Here is a 17,473-nt window from a genome sequence, read left to right as displayed (position 1 = left end):
GGGGGATGTGCGGCCGATGGAGGCCCACCGTAGCGCCTTTGCTCAAGCATTTTTCTCACAGGTGCCAGCCGTGGGAGAATCGACCAAGTGGAAAAGGTGACGTACGGACAGGTGCTCCGGGCTCCTGGAACCGTCCCTCTCTACCTCGCCGCGTTCCTCGCGCGAATCCCCATGATGGCGGTTCCGCTGGTCCTGACGCTGCTCGTGGTGGAGGGGCTCGGAGGCAGCTACGGCGAGGCCGGGATCGTCGCCGCGGTCGAGACCGTCGGCGCCGGCCTGGGCGCCCCGTGGCGGGGGCGACTGATCGACGCCCTCGGCGTCCGGCGCGCCCTGCTCCCCTCGATCGCGGTGCTGTTCGTCATCTATCCGCTCGCCACGATCGCGACCTACTTCTGGCTGCTGCCGCTCGCGTTCGTGGCCGGCCTGTTCCTCGCGCCCGTCCACTCGATCGTGCGCGTCTCGCTGGCGGCGAACCTGCCGACCTCGCACCACCGCAGCGCCTTCGCGCTCGACTCGGTGATGGCCGAGGCGTCGTTCATCATCGGCCCGGCCGCCGCCGGCGCCCTGGTCGTCGCGGCCTCCCCGCAGACGGCCCTGGTCGCGGTCGGCGCGACGGTGGGAGTCGGCCTGATGATCCTGTGGTGGCTCGATCCGCCCACGCGCAGCAGCGACGAGCCGGTGGCGCCGCGCGTCCGCGGGTTCGGCTGGGTCACGCGCGACCTGGTCTTCCTCTTCCTCGTGTCCGCCGGAGCGATGATCGCGCTGATGGCCACCGACCTGGGCATCATCGCCTCACTGCGCGAGCTGGACGCGATCGGGCTGGTCGGGATCGTGTACCTGGGCTGGGGCGTGTCGTCGTTGATCGGCGGCCTGATCTACGGCATGCGGCCCGCCTCCATCCGGCCCACGTACCTGCTGCTGGCGATGGGGCTGCTGACCATGCCGGTCGGCATCGCGCACGCGCCCTGGACGCTCGCGCTGGCCTCCATCCCGGCCGGCCTGCTGTGCGCGCCGATCATGACGGCGTGCAGCGAGTACATCGCGCGGCTGACCGACGAGGCCCGGCGCGGCGAGGCGATGGGCTGGCAGGCGTCGGCCTTCACCGCCGGCGGAGCCCTCGGGTCCCCGCTGGTCGGCACCGCGATCGACCGGTGGGGCGCCGCGGCGGGCTTCGCGGCGGGCGGCGCGATCGCGGCGCTGATCGCCGTGGTCGCGATCGGTGGACAGCGCGGACCGGGAGCGTCCGCGACGACCTCGTCGCGCGTCCACGTCTAGTCGACGAGGAACCCGTCGGCCACGAGTTGGGTGATCACGGGCGTGTAGACCTGACGCAGCTCCTGGGCGTCCCGGTCGAGGATCTGCGCCAGCGCGTCGAGGATCTGACCCGCGGTCAGGTCGCCGTCGCAGGCACCCAGCAGACCCGCCTCGATCGTGTCGACCTGGCGCGAGGGTCGCAGCCCGCCCGTCCGCAGCACGCGGATGAGGGCGGGGTCCTCGGCGCCCACGGGCCCGGCCGTCTCCTGCAGGACGTCGGACCCGAGGCGCCAGCGCCGGGCCAGCAGGTCGCCGGAGGCGAGCGCGTCGGCGCGTCCCGCCCAGGCGAGGAAGTCCGCGCCGACGGGCTGGGCGACCGGAGCCGTCCACTCCTCGATCCGCACCTGCGGGACGTCGCGGCCGGCCTTGCGCAGGGTGATCCAGCCGAAGCCCATCGCCTCGGTGCCCTGCTCGGCGAACCACGACAGCCAGCGGTCGTAGCGCTCGATGTGCCCCGGGGCATGCCGCAGGCCCGCGTCCGCGAGCCACATCTCGGCGTACTCGGGCAGGTCGACGCGCTCGCGCTGGACCACCCACGCGTCGAGTCCGGTCGGCTCGATCCAGGCGGCCAGTCGCTCCTGCCACGGGACGCCGTCCTCGTGGATCCAGGCGGCGAGCAGCTGGCACCAGCCGCCGTCGTTGAGGTGGCGGTCGGCGCCCATGACGATGCGGCGGACCACCTCGTCGCCGGGGAACCCGGTCTCGCGGTAGACGAGCCGGTCGCCCTCGGGCGGCGAGACGACGAAGGGCGGGTTGGTGCAGATCAGGTCGAAGCGCTCGTCGGCCACGGGCTCGAACAGGCTGCCTGTGCGCACGTCGACGTCGAGTCCGTTCAGGGCCGCCGTCAGCGCGGCGAGCTGGACGGCGCGCGGGTTGACGTCGGTCGCGACCACGTCGCGGGCGTGCCCCGTCAGGTGGAGTGCCTGCACGCCGCAGCCGGTGCCGAGGTCGAGGGCGCGACCCACCTGCGGGCGCACCGTGAGCTGGGCCAGTGACGAGGAGGCCTCGCTGATGCCGAGGACGTAGAGCGGGTCGCGCGGGTTCTCGCGGCCGTCGAGGCCCGGCGTGAGGTCACAGACGACCCACCAGTCGTGCTCCTCGTCGCCGTAGGGCCGCAGGTCGAGCAGCGCCCGCGCCTCGTCGCCGTCGACCGCGACGAGACCGAGTGCCTGCGCCGCGGTCCAGGCCGGGCCGAAGGCGGACTCGGCAGCCGAGCGCGGCACCGTGGTCTGCAGCTGGAAGAGCCGGATCAGCGTGGACAGCGACGAGCCGTCGGCCGTGGCCCGCAGGCCCGGGACGGTCTCGGAGCGTGCCAACGCTCGCCAGGCCTCATCGCCGAGGACACCGTGGACTGCGTCGACGGTGAAGCCGGCGATGGCCTCACGCAGTCGCGCGACGTGCGTGTCGGTCACCGTCAGGAGACCAGCTCGTCGATCGAGGCGTGCAGGCCGAAGACCTTGTCCAGCCCGGTGATGGCGAAGATCCGCAGCAGCCGTTCGCTGGTGCAGATGATGTCGAGCGAGCCGTTGTCAGCGCGGACGCGCTTGAGCGCGCCCACGAGCACCCCGAGACCCGTGGAGTCCAGGAAGGCCACGTTCTCGATGTCGATCACGAGCCGGGTGTGTCCGTCGTCGATCGCCCCGACGACGACCTCGCGCAGGCGCGGCGCGGTGTAGACGTCGATCTCCCCCGCGACCTCGACCACGTGGAACGGCGGCGACTCACGTTCGGTGAGCGTCAGATCCATGACCGCATTCAATCATCTGGAGCCGATTCTCCCTACACGAACGGCACACGGCGGCCCCGTCAGGTCCGTGCGGGAGACTTCGAGCATGCAGTTGCACCCGGCTCTCGCGCGTCACGGCGAGCGACTGGTGCACGTCCAGCACCACCCCGCGGTGGAACCGGTCGTCGAGCCGTGGCCCGCATGGATCGACCCCGAGGTGCGCGAGCTCTTCGCCGCCGAGGGCGCCGACGTCCTGTGGGGACACCAGGCCGAGGCGCTGGCGGCACTGCACGACCGGCGCAACGTGGTGGTGGCCACCGGCACCGCGTCGGGCAAGTCGCTCGTCTACCAGGCCGCGGCCCTGCAGGCGCTGCGCGAGGGCCGCGGCGGCTCGTCGCTCTCCGGCGCGCGCCGCCCCTCGGTGCTCTACCTCGCGCCCACGAAGGCGCTGGCCGCCGACCAGTTGCGCCGCCTGCCGGTCGCCACCGGGCTGCGCCCGGCCACGGTCGACGGCGACAACAGCCGTGAGCAGCGCGCGTGGGCGCGCGACCACGCCAACTGGGTGCTGGCCAATCCCGACATCCTGCACCGCACGATCCTGCCCACCCACGAGCGGTGGGCGCGGCTGCTGGCCGGGCTGCGCGTCGTCGTCATCGACGAGTGCCACCACTACCGCGGGGTCTTCGGCGCTCACGTCGCCCTGATCCTGCGCCGCCTGCGCCGCATCTGCCAGCACTACGGAGCCGACCCCCTGTTCGTGCTCTCGTCGGCCACGGTCGCCGAGCCGGCAGCCTCGGCCGAGCGCCTGCTGGGCGCCCCGGTCACCGCCGTCACCGAGGACGCCTCGCCGCACGCCGCGCGCACCGTCGCGTTCTGGCAGCCGCCGCTGCGCGCCAGCCGCGAGGGGGTCGAGTTCCGCCGGGCCGCCGGCTCGGAGGCCGCCGACCTGTTGACCGACCTCGTGGTCGACGGCACCCGCACCCTCGTGTTCGTCCGCTCCCGACGCGGCGCCGAGCAACTCGCGATGACCACGCGACGGGCCCTGGCCGAGGTGCACCCCGAGCTGGCCGACCGGGTCGCCACCTATCGCGGCGGTTACCTGCCCGAGGAGCGGCGCGAGCTGGAGTCCCGGCTGCGCTCGGGCGACCTGCTGGGGCTGGCCAGCACCAACGCGCTGGAGCTGGGCATCGACATCGCCGGGCTCGACGCGGTCGTCTCGGTCGGGTTCCCCGGCACCCGTGCGGCCCTGTGGCAGCAGTGGGGCCGGGCTGGACGCGCCGGGGTCGACAGCATCGGCGTGATGATCGCCCGCGACGACCCGCTCGACTCCTTCCTCGTGCACCATCCCGAGGCGGTCCTGGGCGCGCCGGTCGAGGCGACCGTCTTCGACCCCGAGAACCCCTACGTCCTGGGGCCGCACCTCGCCGCCGCCGCGCAGGAGCTGCCCCTGACCGAGGCCGACTTCGACCGGTTCGGCCCGCGTGCGGGCGAGGGCGTGGCGGCGCTCGAGGCCGCCGGGATGCTGCGCCGCCGGGCCTCCGGTTGGTTCTGGACCAGCCGCGAGCGCGCGGCCGACCTGGCCGACATCCGCTCGGCCGGCGGGCACCCGGTCCAGATCGTCGAGGGCAGCACCGGCCGCCTCGTCGGCACGGTCGACGCGGGCTCCGCCGACGCCGAGGTCCACGAGGGTGCGATCTACGTGCATCGCGGCGAGGACCACCTGGTCGAGGCCTACGACCCCGAGCAGGGCACCGCCGTCGTGCGCCGGGCCGAGGTGCACCACACCACGAGCGCCCGGACCGCGACCGCGGTGACGATCGTCGAGCAGCGCCGCGAGACGCAGTGGGGCCCGGCGACCATCGCGTTCGGCGACGTCGAGGTGGCCAGCCAGGTCGTCGGCTACCAGATCCGCGACCGCAGCACGGGCCGGATCATCGGCGAGGAGCCGCTGGCGCTGCCCGAGCGCACCCTGCCCACCGCCGCCGTCTGGTGGACGCTCGACACCGACGTCGCCCTGAGCCTCATGGACCCTGAGGCCCTGCCCGGAGCGGCGCACGCCGCCGAGCACGCGGCGATCGGCATCCTGCCGCTGCTGGCGACCTGCGACCGCTGGGACATCGGCGGGCTCTCGACCGCCCACCACCCGGACACGGGACGCCTCACCGTCTTCGTCCACGACGGTCACCGCGGGGGCGCCGGGTTCGCCGAGCGGGGCTACGAGCAGATGGCGGCGTGGCTGCGGATGACGCGTCAGACGATCGACGACTGCGCGTGCCGCGACGGGTGCCCGTCATGCGTGGTGTCGCCGAAGTGCGGCAACGGCAACCACCCGCTGGACAAGGCCGGAGCCGTCGTCCTGCTGGACGCCGTGCTGGCCTCCTGCGTCGACTGAGCGACCCTCGCAGGGGACCCGCACAGCGGCCTTTCCCGGGCCGGACGCCACGGCGGTTGAATTGCCGCGTCCTGGCACGCGTGCGAAAGTGGGGAGGTTTGCACCACTCCCACCAGTCACATTCCAGGAGAGATTCCATGGCCACCGGGCTCGACCGACCGATCGATGACGTCCGCGAACCGGACCCCGAGCCGAAGCCGGAGACGCGGCTGGACCGCGTGGTCTTCGGCGTCGCCGCGGTCCTGGCGCTCGCGGTCGTCGCATGGGGCCTGTTCGACCAGGCCTCGCTCGGCGCGCGCGCCGGACAGGCCCAGTCCTGGGTGATCGAGTACACCGGGTGGCTCTACGTCCTGTCGACCACCGGCTTCGTCGTCTTCGCCATCTGGGTGGCCGCGAGCCGCTACGGCAAGATCCCGCTGGGTCGCGACGGCGAGCGTCCCGAGTTCCGCACGACGTCGTGGATCGCGATGATGTTCAGCGCCGGCATGGGGATCGGCCTGATGTTCTGGGGCGTGGCCGAGCCGCTGACGTTCTACCTCTCGCCGCCGCCGGGAACCGTCGAGGCCGGCACCGACGCCGCGGCCCAGGTCGCCATGGCCCAGACGCTCTTCCACTGGACCCTGCACCCGTGGGCCGTCTACGCGGTCGTCGGACTGGCGATCGGCTACGGCACCTTCCGCCTGGGCCGTCCGCAGCTGATCTCCTCGGCGTTCACGAAGCTGCTCGGACGCAAGCAGACCCGCGGACCGCTCGGCAAGGCCATCGACATCATGGCGATCTTCGCGACGCTGTTCGGCTCGGCCGCCTCGCTCGGCCTCGGCGCGCTGCAGATCGGCGCCGGCATCGAGCACAACGGCTGGGCCGACAGCGTCGGCGAGACCCTGGTCGTCTCGATCATCGTCGTGCTGACGATCCTGTTCATCCTGTCGGCCGTGTCGGGTGTCGCGCGCGGCATCCAGTGGCTGTCCAACATCAACATGGTGCTGGCCCTCGTGCTGGCGGCGTTCGTCTTCATCGCGGGGCCGACGCTGACGATGCTCAACCTGATCCCCACCTCGATCGCCGACTACGTCGCCATGCTGCCCGAGATGGCCGGCCGCACGAACGCCAACGGCGCCGCGCTGGAGGACTGGCTGGGCGCGTGGACGATCTTCTACTGGGCCTGGTGGGTCTCCTGGACGCCGTTCGTCGGCATGTTCATCGCGCGCATCAGCCGCGGTCGCACGATTCGTCAGTTCGTCACCGGCGTGCTGCTCGTGCCGAGCCTGGTCAGCCTCGTGTGGTTCGCCATCTTCGGCGGCGCCGGCATCAACGACGCCGAGGCGATCACGGGCGCCGACGGGGTCGTGGACTCCAACTACGCCCTGTTCGACCTGCTGCAGCAGTACCCCCTGGCATCGATCACGACGGTGCTCGTGATGCTCCTGGTCGGCATCTTCTTCGTCTCGGGCGCCGATGCCGCCTCGCTGGTCATGGGCACCCTGACCCAGCGCGGCTCGATCCATCCCTCGACGTGGAACGTCATCTTCTGGGGCGCGCTGACCGGCGCGGTCGCGGCGATCATGCTGCTGATCGCCGACCCGGGCAATCCGGTCGCCCTGCAGGGTCTGCAGGCACTGACGATCGTCGCGTCCCTGCCGTTCCTGCTCGTGATGGTGCTGCTGTGCGTCTCGCTGTACCGCGACCTGCGCGACGACCCGATCATCCTGCGCGAGGACCTGGCCCAGACTCTCGTGGAGGAGGCCGTCATCGTCGGCGTCGATCGCCACGGTGAGGACTTCTCCCTCGTGGTCGAGGAGAGCACGACGGGATGGCCCGAGGAGGACATCCCCACGAGGTCCGACCGGGACGACTGAATCCGTCCCGGCCCGGTCCCTCACTCGAGGTACCAGGCCGGGGCGGCTCGCGCCCGCTGCTCGGCCGCCCACCGGCCGATCGCCCACCGCGGTCCCATCGCGCGCACCGTGACCGTGGCGACGTCGGCGTCCATCCGGCACTGCCGCAGCCGGGCCCCGTTGTCCTGCGCCAGCTCGCGAGCGACGGCGCACGGATCATCGCCCTCGACGCTGGCCTGCGAGGCGGCGAGTGCGGCCAGGTCGGCGGCTGCGGCAGCCCGCTGACGCAGGCCGACGGCGAGGGCGATCTGCAGACAGGCGAACGCCACGAGACACACCAGGACGGTCAGCCCGAGCGCCTGGACGGTGGCCGAGCCCCGCTCGCGATTCATTCGACGACCGCCACGGACCGACCCACCAGATCGAGATGGACGGCCGGGACGAGGGGCAATCGGGCCCGGAAGCGGACCGTGACCCTGGCCCGTCCCCCGGCCACCCGGACGTCCACGGTGGAGCCGGGCACGTCGGCCCGGACCGCCCGGCGGGCGTCGTCGGCGTCCTGACCGCGCGCCATGACGCGCGCCCCCTCCCGGGCGGCGTCGGAGACGCGCATCTGGGTCAGCCCCAGCGACACGACCCACGTCAGCACGAAGGCCACGAGCACGACGAACGGCAGCACCATCGCCGTCTCGGCGGTGACCATCCCCCGCTCGCGGCGACTCACCACGGCCATCGGAAGAGCTCGGGCAGCGTGAGCGAGAACGAGCGGGCGAGGTGATCGAGGACGAACTCGGCCAGCCAGTCGGCCACGATCGGCTCGGGACCGAACAGGACCCCGGCGACCGCCACCGCACCAACGGCGCCCACCGCGTACTCGGCGGTGACCTGACCCCGCTCGCAGCGACGGCCTGAATGGGTTGGATGCATCTGCGCCTCCTCGGCGGTGGATCCCGCGGCACCCGTGCACCCGGGCGCCGCGGGATCACGGATCAGAACGGCAGCAGGTCGGGGATCTTGCCGATGACGTCCTGCAGGAGGTCGCCGAACCAGTCGGACTGCCCGATCTTCACCAGGACGCCGCCGATGGTGCAGGCGCCGAGCGTGCCCACGGCGTACTCGGACGTGCTCATGCCCCGCTCGTCGGCTCGGGCGGCGACGGCGCGCAGGGCGTTGATCATCTTCATGGGGTGTCCTCTCAACGGATGATGTGACACCTGAAGATGGAGATCTCGGCACCCGATGTGCGGTGGCCTGATCGGGGTGGGGACAACGTCGCCGTGGGATCACCGGCTGGGGAGAACTCAGAAGCCGACCGAGCCCAGGGCGGCGAGCACCGTCGGCGCGACGCCCACCAGCACGAAGGCCGGCAGCAGGCACAGTCCCATCGGCAGCGTCGTGCGGACGCCCACCCGCCCGACGGTCTCGCGTCGTTCGGCCCAGGCCCGACGGCGCAGGTCCTCGGCGGTGTCCCTCATCAACGGCACGATCGCCGCCCCGGACGTCTCGGCCCGGGCGAAGGCCCGTCCGATCGGCTCGAGGACGCCCCCGTCCAGCGAGCGCCACGCGACGGCGGGGTCCGCAGCGAGCCGGACGCGATGAGCGAGCGCCTGCAGCTCCTCGCCGAGCGGCGGCGGGGTGTGCGCCGCGACCACCCGGACGGCCTCCTGCGGTGAGCGGCCCGCTGCCAGCACCGCTGCGACGAGATCGAGCGCGAGTGGCGCCTGACGGACGAGCAGCGCCCGGCGCCGCTTGGTGCGCTCGGTCTCCCAGCCGGCGACCTGACGATGGACGAAGGGCGCCAGCGCGATGCCGACGACCAGCCCGACCGGTCCCAGCAGGAGCAGGGCCAGGACGGGCACCGAGACGGCCGCGACGGCAGGCAGCCCGGGCCGGGAGAAGCCCCGGGTGCCGTCCACTCGTCGGGCCCTCCGCCCGGCCGGCCCCGGCACGGCGACGAGGACGGCTGTCGCGACCAGCAGGGCGGCCGCCAGCGCGCCGGTCACGAGCCGGTCTCCACGCGATCGGCGATGAGCTCGATCCACCGCACCCCGGCCAGCGCGAAGCCGACGCCCACAGCCACGCACAGGGCCCCGGGAACGGTCGTGAGGACGACCCGCAGCGGATCCACGCCCAGACCGGAGCCGAGCCCCAGCCCGAGCGGGGGCATCGCCACCATCAGCGCCGCCGTGGCCCGTGCCGGCGCCACCCCGGACGCGAGCTCTCGCTCCAACTCGCGTTCCTCGCGAAGCGTCTCCCGGACCCGCTCGAGGGTCGGGGTCAACGGCGCGCCGCACGACTCGGCGACCGCCCACGCACGACCGATCTCGGTCAGTGGGTGCGCGCCATCGCGCCGGCCCTCGGCGACGAGCGCCGCGGGGACGTCACCCCCACCGGCTGCGGCCGTGGCGGCCGAGCCGAGGGCCCCGGTGTCGGCGGCGGCCCGCTGGAGCGCCACGACGGGAGGGACGCCGCTGCGCAACTCGGTCACCAGCCCGTCGATCACGCCCTGGCACTCCTCACGGACCCGGGTGCGGCGCTGCCGTGCCCGGGTCCGGCCCCAGCGGGTGGCAGCGCTCGCCCCGATGGCCACCACCGTCCACGCCACGATCGTCGGAGCGGCGGGGAGCAGCACCAGGCTGAGACAGAGCATCCCGATCACCGCCCCCACGCCCTCACGCCGTCCGGGTCGCGGCCAGCGGGCGGCCGTCACCCGCACCCTCACCCACGACCACGGCGGCCGCCAGACCAGGACCGCGGCGAACACCAGGGCCGCGCACAGCACTGTCACGGGTCCACGACCCGGCCCCGGCGCACCACGAGCCGGGACCGCACGACCAGCCGCCCCCGGTCGTCGGCGTCGACGTCCGCCACGGCCGCGACCTCACGGTGTCCGTCGCCGTGGCGGACGACGTGCACGACGGCGTCCAACCCGGCCGCGACCTGCGCGTGCACCGCGTCACGGCTCAAGCCGGCCGCGATGCCCAGTGCCTCCATCCGCGCCGGCACGTCGCCGGGCGCGTTGGCGTGGACGGTTCCGCAGCCGCCCTCGTGTCCGGTGTTGAGGGCAGCGAGCAGGTCGACCACCTCCGCGCCGCGCACCTCGCCCACGACGATCCGGTCGGGCCGCATCCGCAGGGCCTGGCGGACGAGGTCCCTCAGGCCCACCGTCCCGGCACCCTCGATGTTCGGTGGCCGGGCGACGAGCCCGACGACATGAGGATGATCGGGCCGCAGCTCGTCGGAGTCCTCGACCACGACGATCCGCTCCGTCGCGGGCACCAGCGCGAGCAGGGCCGACAGGACGGTGGTCTTGCCCGAGCCCGTGCCGCCCGTGACCAGGAAGCTGCGCTTCGAGCCGATCAGCTCACGCAGCCGCCGGCCCATCTCCGGCGCCACCGAGCCGCGATCCTCCAGCTCGGCCAGCGTGAGGGACCGGCGGGCGGGGACCCGCAACGAGATGACGGTGCCCGTGCGCGCCACCGGAGACAGGACGGCATGCAGGCGCGTGCCATCCGCGAGCCGGCCGTCGACCCAGGGTGATGCGTCGTCCAGCCGGCGCCCGGCCGAGGCCGCGAGCCGTTGCGCCAGGCGGCGCACGGTCGCCTCGTCCGCGAACGTGATCTCGGGGCGGCGAACCAGACCGTCGCCGGCGTCGACGTACACCCCGGATGTGCCGTTGACCAGGACGTCCGTGATCCCCGGCATCGCGAGCAGCGGCTCCAGCACTCCGGCGCCGAGCACCTCGCTGCGCAGCTGCTCGACGATCGCGAGGACCGTGGTGCTTCCCCACAGCTGGTCCTCGGCCCGCAGCGCCTCGGCCACGGTGTGCGGCGTGGGCTCGGCCCCGGACCCGGCCAGCCGTCGCCGGACCCGCTCGACCACCTCGGTGTCGGCGGCACTCATCGCAGCCCGACGGTGTCGAGGATCCGCCGTGCCGCACCGACAACCGTTCTGGCGCGCAACGGCCCGAGACCGTGCTCGAGGTCGATCGGCAGCCGGCGCGAGCTCCCCAGGTCGGCGAGCACGGGCAGCCCGAGCTCGCGCCCCACGGCCGCGGACGCCATGGCGCCGGGAGCGGCGCGCGTCACGATCGCCAGCGCGCCGGACCAGTCGCCGAGCCGTTCCACGAGGGCCCGTGCCGCGACGACTCCTCGCAGGCGGCGCGGCACGACCACGACCGTGAGGACCGAGCGCGAGACCAGCTCGCGGCCGAGCCCGTCCAGGTGTCGCGGGACATCCGCGACGACGAGGTCGAACCCGCGCATCGCCGCCGCGATCACCGGAGTGGCCCCGACCACCGGCCGGCCCGAGCGGGCGAAGGAGACGAGCGCGAGTCCCCGATGCACCGGCAGGCTCGACACGAGCTCGGCTGCGCCGACGTGCCCGATCGCTCCGTCGAGGTCGTCCCAGCGGGACCCGGTCGCGTGCTCGGCCCCCGTGACCAGGTCGAGGCCCCCGCCCATCGGATCGCCGTCGATGAGCACCGGAGCGAGATCGCGGGTGGCCGCCAGGCCCGCCGTCGCCGCCGCGAGGGTGGACGCGCCCACCCCGCCCACGGCGCCGACCACCGTGATCGCGCAGGCCTCGCCCGATCCGTCCAGAGCCCGCACGAGAGCACCGACGATCGCCGCGTCCTCGGTGCCGGCCAGGACGTCGCGCGCGCCCAGGTCGAGCGCCTCACGCCACGCGAGCCGAGGATCGGCCGCCACGACGAGCACCTCGTCGCGGCGCGGCAGGCCCACGGCCAGGAGCGAGTCCACGTCACGCTCGTCGACGAGGACCGCGGGGGCCGAGCGCCAGGACCGGCGGACCCGATCGAGGTCCGTGACCGTCTCCGGCTCGTGCCCGGCGGCGGCGCACCACCGGCGCGCACTCTCGGCGAAGGTGTCGTCACGGGTGACGACCAGGGGTGCGGCGGAGGGTTCACGATCGGCCATGGCTCCACCCTCGTGACGACAGCCGGCGAGCGGCAGAGGGCTGCGACCAGCTGTGGACGATCGGCCGGTGTGACGCAGGTTGTGGACCAACCTCGGTGTGCACGAGGCGGGAGCGCCTAGGGTGGGACCCATGGCGACAGCAGCGGGCCGCCCCGCCGCCTTCTTCGACCTCGACAAGACCATCATCGCGAGGTCCAGCACGCTTGCCTTCAGCAAGTCGCTCTTCGCCGAGGGCCTGCTCAGCCGGCGCTCGGTCCTGCGCAGCGCGTACGCCCAGCTCGTGTTCAGCACCGGCGGTGCCGACCACGACATGCTGGAGAAGATGCGCAAGGAGATCAGCAAGATGGTCACCGGCTGGGACGCCCAGACCGTCCGCCAGATCGTTCGCGAGGCGCTCTACGAGGTCATCGAGCCGCTGGTCTACGCCGAGGCGCTCGAGCTGATCGAGCAGCACCGCGAGGCCGGCAACGACGTCATCATCGTGTCGGCGTCCGGATCCGAGATGGTCGAGCCGATCGCCCAGATGCTGGGTGCCACCCACGCCATCGCCACGAGGCTCGAAGAGGTGGACGGCCGGTACTCCGGTCGCATCCTGCAGTACTGCTACGGCCCCAACAAGGTCAAGGCCATGCGGGAGCTGGCCGAGCGCGAGGGCTACGACCTGTCCCGCAGCTTCGCCTACTCCGACTCCGCGACCGACGTCCCGATGCTGGAGGCGGTCGGTCACCCCTTCGCGGTCAACCCCGACAAGGTCCTGCGCCGCCGCGCGACGGAGGAGGACTGGCCGATCCTGACCTTCGAGCGGCCCACCGCGCTGCGCTCGCGGCTGCTGCCCGAGTCGACGACGGGCAAGGCGATGGCGCTCGGCGGGCTCGCCGCCTCGGCGTCGCTGCTCGCCCTGGGCATCAGCGCCGCGTGGCGCCGGCGAACTCGTCCCGAAGCCTTGTGATCCGGGCCGTCCGGGGGCACAGTGGGGAGTGAGAACACCACAGAGCCCGCGCCCCCGTACCCACGCGGCGACCTCCCTTCCTACAGGGCAATCGCAGGTCGGGACACCCGCACACTGACTCACGCGGCCCCGGGGCGATGATCGAGCAAGCACGCTTGGTAGCAGCGGTTCGGGCTCTCGACGGCGTCGGACCTGTCCGGCGCCGTCGTCCTGCGAGAAGGCTCAGCGCGAGGAGAGCGGGGACGCCTCGGCGCCCCGCGTGAACGCCTCGGCGGCGTACAGCAGCCACTGGTGGACGCCCGTCTCCTCGGCCCCGTAGGCGGCCAGCGCCGCGAAGTAGTCCGGAGCGGCCGCGACGTGTCCGGCTTCGGGCACCGTCACCGAGGCGGGGTCGACGCCGCGCGCCACCAGGATGAGCCGCTCGGCCGCGCGGGCCACGACGCCGTTGTGCGAGACGAACGCGCCGGCCGAGGCGATCTCGGCGTGCGCGAGAGCGGCGACGACCAGTCCGGGCGCCTCGGTCTTGCGCCCCAGCAGGGCTGCCAGCTGCGTCAACCGCGCGGTTCCCTCGGGGTTGACCGGGCGTCCCAGGTCGCTGTCGGGGACCGATCCGGCGGCGGCCAGCGCGTGGAGCCGGGCCAGCGCCTGCACGGGCGAGCGCTGCCACGTCGGGAGCAGGCCCAGGAGCTCGGTCGAGAGCCGGACGGCGGCGCGGGCGGTGGCGTCACCTCCGCCGGCGGCGAGCTCGTCGAGGTCGCACTCGCTGCCCTCGAGGGTCGCGGTCGCCCAGGCGCCGATCAGCAGCGAGCGCGCGGTGTCGTCGGGCGTGCTGCGACGCAGTCCACGGTCCCGCAAGATCGCGTCCATGCCGTCTCGGGCGGCGCGGAATGCCGACGGGACGCCCTCGAGGGATGCTGCGGCGATGAAGGGATCGGACACGCAAGCAGCGTACCCAGCGCGCGTCCGGGCCCGGGCCGTGCCCGACGGTAGCCTCGGAGGGTGGACGTCATCCCTGCAGAGCGCGCCGCCAAGTGGATGGTGGGCGAGCGGCTGTCCACGGTGCTGCACCTGGGCGACGGCGGTCTGGCCTACGAGCTGGCCGAGCAGGGCCACGACGTCACGGTGCTGGGCGACGAGGTCGAGCAGGTGCGCAACCCCGATCTGTCGTACATCCGCTCCGGCGGCGACCGATTGCCGCTGCGGTCCTCGACCTTCGACGTCGTCATCACGCCGTTCTTCGAGGAGTCGCCGGCCGCGCTGGCCGAGTACGCGCGCGTGCTGGTGCCCGGCGGCCTGCTGTCGAGCATGAGCCGCCGATACGACGACTCGATCCCGTGGATGCGCCGGCTGCGGAGCATCACAGGTGATCGCGAGGTCCCCGAGCCCGCCGTCGACACCTTCTCGGCGTCCGGCCTGTTCGAGACGCCCGAGGTCGAGGTGTTCAACGCCTGGGAGGAGCTCGACCTGGCGCACCTGATCCGCTTCGCCGAGCAGACCCGTCGCCCTTCGGTCCCCGAGTCCGCCCTCGGCGCCGTCCACGACCTGTGGCGCGAGTACTCCACCGGCACCGCGAAGCTGCGGCTGCGGCACGAGACCCGCTGCATCCGCGCCGTCGTCGACAAGTCGGCGCTCGCCTCGGAGCCGGACCCGCCGGACGCCATCTTGCTCTCGCTGGACTGACGTGGGTCCTGTCGACGTCGCGATCGCCCTGGTCGTCGCGGCCGTGCTCGCCGGCTTGGCACTGCTGGCCCGATGGATCCTGCTGAGCCGACGTCGCAGCCTCGGCTCGCCCGAGGACCGTGCCACGTACGAGACGCTGCACACCGCCTCGCTCGCCGCCCCCGCCCTGCGGGCCGGCCTCGATGCCGAGAGCGCCGCGCGCGCCCTGCCGCACCTGCGCCAGCTGATCGGCGCCCGCACGGTCGGCCTCACCGACACCCACGCCCCGCTCGGCTGGGCGGGCGAGGACGCGACCGAGTGGACCGCGGACCTGGTGGCGGTCGTGCTGGAGCACGGCCGGACCCAGGCGTCGAACGGCGTGATCGTCGCGCCCGTGTCGGTCGAGGGCCGGGTCGTGGGCAGCATCGTCGTGGTCGACGCCAACGCCTCGGCCGGCATGGCGCGCACGGCGACCGAGGTGGCCGGGTGGGTGTCGAGCCAGCTCGAGCTGGCCGAGCTGTCCGCCTCGCGCACCGCCCTCATGGAGGCCGAGCTGCGGGCCCTGCGCGCCCAGATCTCGCCGCACTTCATCTACAACTCGCTGGGCGCCATCGCCTCGTTCGTCCGCACCGACCCCGAGCGGGCCCGCGAGCTGCTGCTGGAGTTCGCCGACTTCACCCGGTACTCGTTCCGCCAGCACGGCGACTACACGACGCTGGCCGAGGAGCTGCGCTCGATCGAGCGCTACCTCGTGCTGGAGAAGGCGCGCTTCGGCGACCGGTTGCGCGTGACGACCCGCATCGCGCCGGAGGTCCTGAGCCTGACGGTCCCCTTCCTCACGATCCAGCCGCTGGTCGAGAACGCGGTCCGCCACGGGCTCGAGAGCAAACCGGGCCCGGGCACCCTGACGGTCATCGCGCAGGATGCCGGCGCGGAGTGCGTCATCTCGATCGAGGACGACGGCGTCGGCTCGGACCCCGAGACGGTCCGGGCGGCGCTCGGCGGCCGCACCAGCTCGCCGTCGGTGGGCCTGGCGAACGTCGACGAGCGGTTGCGCACCGTCTACGGCAACGACCACGGCCTCGTCGTCGAGACGGCGCCGGGCCTGGGCACGAAGGTCACGCTGAGGATCCCCAAATTCACTCCCACCACGGTGGACTGATCGTCCGTAGACTTGTGCGGTGAGGTTTCTCAACGATCTGCAGCCCAGCCACGACCTGACGTACAACGACGTGTTCATGGTCCCCGGCCGATCCGAGGTGGCGTCCCGGTTCGACGTCGACCTGTCCACCGGCGACGGCACCGGCGCGACCCTGCCGCTGGTGGTGTCCAACATGACCGCGGTCTCCGGACGCCGCATGGCCGAGACCGTCGCCCGCCGCGGCGGCATCGCGATCCTGCCCCAGGACATCCCGCTGGACATCGTCGCCGAGACGGTCAGCCGCGTGAAGGCCGCGCACCCGGTCTACGACACCCCCGTCGTGCTCACCCCGACCATGACGGTCGGCGAGGCGCTGAGCCTCGTCCCCAAGCGCGCCCACGGCGGCGCGGTCGTCGTCGAGTCGCTCGACACCCCCGAGATGAAGGTCATCGGCGTCTTCACGCCGCAGCAGGCCGCCGAGATCGACCGGTTCGCCCAGGTCCGTGAGGTCATGCTGACCGATCCGTTCGTGCTGCAGGCCGGCGCCGACCCTCGCGAGATGTTCAACGAGCTCTCCGAGCAGCACGTCCCGTTCGCCCCCGTCGTCGATGGTGGCGCGCTGGCCGGCGTGCTGACCCGCAAGGGCGCGCTGCGCTCGACGATCTACACCCCCGCCACCGACCCGCAGGGCCGGCTCGTCGTGGGTGCCGCGATCGGCATCAACGGCGACGTCCGGCGCAAGGCCGAGGAGCTCGTCGCCCTCGGGGTGGACGTCCTCGTCGTCGACACCGCGCACGGCCACCAGGCCAAGATGTTCGACGCCCTGCCCATCGTCCGTGAGGTCCGCGACGCCCACGAGGCAGCCACGGGCCGACGCGTGCCCATCGCGGCCGGCAACGTCGTCTCGGCGTCGGGCGTGCGAGACCTCGTCGAGGCCGGCGCCGACATCGTCAAGGTCGGCGTGGGTCCCGGCGCGATGTGCACGACGCGCATGATGACCGGCGTCGGCCGGCCCCAATTCTCGGCCGTGCTGGAGTGCGCCGACGCCGCCCGTGAGCTCGGCGCCCACGTGTGGGCCGACGGCGGCGTGCGCTGGCCCCGCGACGTGGCCCTCGCCCTGGCCGCCGGCGCCGGCTCGGTGATGATCGGCTCGTGGTTCGCCGGCACGCACGAGAGCCCCGGCGACCTCATGCACGGCGCCGACGGACGCGCCTACAAGGAGTCGTTCGGCATGGCGTCCTCGCGCGCCGTGGCCAACCGCACGCGCGACGCCGCCGGCTTCGAGCGGGCGCGCATGGCCCTGTTCGAGGAGGGCATCTCGACCTCGCGGATGTTCCTCGATCCGGAGCGCCCGGGCGTCGAGGACCTCATCGACCAGATCACCGCCGGTGTCCGCTCGTCCTTCACCTACGCGGGCGCGCGCTCGCTGGAGGAGTTCGCCGAGCGCGCCACCGTGGGCCTGCAGTCCAGCGCCGGCTACGACGAGGGACGCCCGCTGCACGCCTCCTGGTGATCGCGCG

At 73.2% G+C, this 17,473-nt stretch carries 18 protein-coding genes; 7 read left to right on the top strand and 11 right to left on the bottom strand.

What is annotated here, in order from left to right; all coding sequences use genetic code 11:
- Window positions 1-87 precede the first annotated feature (87 nt).
- Entirely contained in the window at window positions 88-1,275 is a 1,188-nt protein-coding gene (locus tag NP095_RS01040) for an MFS transporter (RefSeq protein WP_232418084.1), read from the top strand.
- Here the strand turns inward: NP095_RS01040 and NP095_RS01035 are convergent.
- On the bottom strand, window positions 1,272-2,726 hold the full coding sequence (locus tag NP095_RS01035; RefSeq protein ID WP_232418085.1) for a DUF7059 domain-containing protein: 1,455 nt from the start codon (window positions 2,724-2,726) through the stop codon (window positions 1,272-1,274). The two genes, NP095_RS01040 and NP095_RS01035, sit on opposite strands and share 4 nt — an antisense overlap.
- A gap of 2 nt (window positions 2,727-2,728) precedes the next feature.
- Entirely contained in the window at window positions 2,729-3,061 is a 333-nt protein-coding gene (locus NP095_RS01030) for an STAS domain-containing protein (RefSeq protein WP_154596053.1), read from the bottom strand.
- 85 nt (window positions 3,062-3,146) lie between these two features.
- Here NP095_RS01030 and NP095_RS01025 point away from each other — a divergent pair, with 85 nt between their 5' ends.
- Window positions 3,147-5,432, top strand: coding sequence for a DEAD/DEAH box helicase (locus NP095_RS01025; RefSeq protein WP_232418088.1), 2,286 nt, complete (start codon window positions 3,147-3,149; stop codon window positions 5,430-5,432).
- A gap of 137 nt (window positions 5,433-5,569) precedes the next feature.
- Complete coding sequence (locus NP095_RS01020) at window positions 5,570-7,288, top strand: BCCT family transporter (protein ID WP_232418090.1); 1,719 nt, start codon at window positions 5,570-5,572, stop codon at window positions 7,286-7,288.
- 20 nt (window positions 7,289-7,308) lie between these two features.
- On the opposite strand, the gene NP095_RS01015 is transcribed toward NP095_RS01020, so the two are convergent.
- The 8 genes from NP095_RS01015 to ssd all read right to left on the bottom strand — a co-directional run bounded on the left by NP095_RS01015 (window position 7,309) and on the right by ssd (window position 12,204).
- The gene (locus tag NP095_RS01015; protein WP_232418091.1) at window positions 7,309-7,659 is read right to left on the bottom strand and encodes an Rv3654c family TadE-like protein; all 351 of its coding nucleotides are present in this window, start codon (window positions 7,657-7,659) and stop codon (window positions 7,309-7,311) included.
- Window positions 7,656-7,991 (bottom strand): TadE family protein, encoded by a 336-nt coding sequence (locus tag NP095_RS01010; RefSeq protein ID WP_232418092.1) that lies wholly within the window; start codon window positions 7,989-7,991, stop codon window positions 7,656-7,658. The genes NP095_RS01015 and NP095_RS01010 overlap by 4 nt, the downstream gene beginning before the upstream one ends.
- Entirely contained in the window at window positions 7,988-8,194 is a 207-nt protein-coding gene (locus NP095_RS01005; protein ID WP_232418094.1) for a DUF4244 domain-containing protein, read from the bottom strand. The genes NP095_RS01010 and NP095_RS01005 overlap by 4 nt, the downstream gene beginning before the upstream one ends.
- A gap of 62 nt (window positions 8,195-8,256) precedes the next feature.
- A complete protein-coding gene (locus tag NP095_RS01000) occupies window positions 8,257-8,451 on the bottom strand; it encodes a DUF4244 domain-containing protein (RefSeq protein ID WP_232418095.1) in 195 nt (64 codons plus the stop codon).
- A 117-nt stretch (window positions 8,452-8,568) separates the two neighbouring features.
- Window positions 8,569-9,270 (bottom strand): type II secretion system F family protein, encoded by a 702-nt coding sequence (locus NP095_RS00995; RefSeq protein ID WP_232418096.1) that lies wholly within the window; start codon window positions 9,268-9,270, stop codon window positions 8,569-8,571.
- Window positions 9,267-10,055, bottom strand: a complete 789-nt coding sequence (locus tag NP095_RS00990; protein WP_232418098.1) for a type II secretion system F family protein — start codon at window positions 10,053-10,055, stop codon at window positions 9,267-9,269. Before NP095_RS00990 ends, NP095_RS00995 begins: the two co-directional genes overlap by 4 nt.
- Entirely contained in the window at window positions 10,052-11,170 is a 1,119-nt protein-coding gene (locus NP095_RS00985) for a TadA family conjugal transfer-associated ATPase (protein WP_232418104.1), read from the bottom strand. The genes NP095_RS00990 and NP095_RS00985 overlap by 4 nt, the downstream gene beginning before the upstream one ends.
- Window positions 11,167-12,204 carry a septum site-determining protein Ssd gene (gene ssd, locus NP095_RS00980; protein ID WP_232418105.1) on the bottom strand — a complete coding sequence of 346 codons (1,038 nt, stop codon included), beginning with the start codon at window positions 12,202-12,204 and terminating at the stop codon, window positions 11,167-11,169. The genes NP095_RS00985 and ssd overlap by 4 nt, the downstream gene beginning before the upstream one ends.
- A gap of 130 nt (window positions 12,205-12,334) precedes the next feature.
- On the opposite strand from ssd, the gene NP095_RS00975 reads away from it, so the two are divergent.
- On the top strand, window positions 12,335-13,153 hold the full coding sequence (locus tag NP095_RS00975; protein WP_232418106.1) for an HAD family hydrolase: 819 nt from the start codon (window positions 12,335-12,337) through the stop codon (window positions 13,151-13,153).
- A gap of 222 nt (window positions 13,154-13,375) precedes the next feature.
- Here the strand turns inward: NP095_RS00975 and NP095_RS00970 are convergent, their stop codons facing one another.
- A complete protein-coding gene (locus NP095_RS00970; RefSeq protein WP_232418107.1) occupies window positions 13,376-14,092 on the bottom strand; it encodes a Fic family protein in 717 nt (238 codons plus the stop codon).
- A gap of 60 nt (window positions 14,093-14,152) precedes the next feature.
- On the opposite strand from NP095_RS00970, the gene NP095_RS00965 reads away from it, so the two are divergent.
- From NP095_RS00965 to NP095_RS00955, 3 genes are read left to right on the top strand one after another with little or no spacing between them, the layout of a single operon-like run.
- Window positions 14,153-14,833, top strand: a complete 681-nt coding sequence (locus NP095_RS00965) for a class I SAM-dependent methyltransferase (RefSeq protein WP_232418108.1) — start codon at window positions 14,153-14,155, stop codon at window positions 14,831-14,833.
- A gap of 1 nt (window position 14,834) precedes the next feature.
- On the top strand, window positions 14,835-15,974 hold the full coding sequence (locus NP095_RS00960; RefSeq protein WP_232418109.1) for a sensor histidine kinase: 1,140 nt from the start codon (window positions 14,835-14,837) through the stop codon (window positions 15,972-15,974).
- Between the two features lie 19 nt (window positions 15,975-15,993).
- Window positions 15,994-17,466, top strand: a complete 1,473-nt coding sequence (locus NP095_RS00955) for a GuaB1 family IMP dehydrogenase-related protein (RefSeq protein WP_232418110.1) — start codon at window positions 15,994-15,996, stop codon at window positions 17,464-17,466.
- The last annotated feature ends 7 nt before the right edge of the window (window positions 17,467-17,473 follow it).

It is taken from the genome of Aeromicrobium duanguangcaii, assembly GCF_024508295.1.
Taxonomy (GTDB): domain Bacteria; phylum Actinomycetota; class Actinomycetes; order Propionibacteriales; family Nocardioidaceae; genus Aeromicrobium; species Aeromicrobium duanguangcaii.
The sequence above is the reverse complement of the archived record's forward strand: the minus strand, read 5'-3'. Positions and strand labels throughout refer to the sequence as shown.

What these genes read in the sequence shown, in the direction of transcription:
- NP095_RS01030 (WP_154596053.1), bottom strand. Translation starts at nt 3,061, where the DNA reads ATGGATCTGACGCTCACCGAACGTGAGTCGCCGCCGTTCCACGTGGTC.
- NP095_RS01025 (WP_232418088.1), top strand. Translation starts at nt 3,147, where the DNA reads ATGCAGTTGCACCCGGCTCTCGCGCGTCACGGCGAGCGACTGGTGCAC.
- NP095_RS01020 (WP_232418090.1), top strand. Translation starts at nt 5,570, where the DNA reads ATGGCCACCGGGCTCGACCGACCGATCGATGACGTCCGCGAACCGGAC.
- NP095_RS01015 (WP_232418091.1), bottom strand. Translation starts at nt 7,659, where the DNA reads ATGAATCGCGAGCGGGGCTCGGCCACCGTCCAGGCGCTCGGGCTGACC.
- NP095_RS01005 (WP_232418094.1), bottom strand. Translation starts at nt 8,194, where the DNA reads ATGCATCCAACCCATTCAGGCCGTCGCTGCGAGCGGGGTCAGGTCACC.
- NP095_RS01000 (WP_232418095.1), bottom strand. Translation starts at nt 8,451, where the DNA reads ATGAAGATGATCAACGCCCTGCGCGCCGTCGCCGCCCGAGCCGACGAG.
- NP095_RS00985 (WP_232418104.1), bottom strand. Translation starts at nt 11,170, where the DNA reads ATGAGTGCCGCCGACACCGAGGTGGTCGAGCGGGTCCGGCGACGGCTG.
- ssd (WP_232418105.1), bottom strand. Translation starts at nt 12,204, where the DNA reads ATGGCCGATCGTGAACCCTCCGCCGCACCCCTGGTCGTCACCCGTGAC.
- NP095_RS00975 (WP_232418106.1), top strand. Translation starts at nt 12,335, where the DNA reads ATGGCGACAGCAGCGGGCCGCCCCGCCGCCTTCTTCGACCTCGACAAG.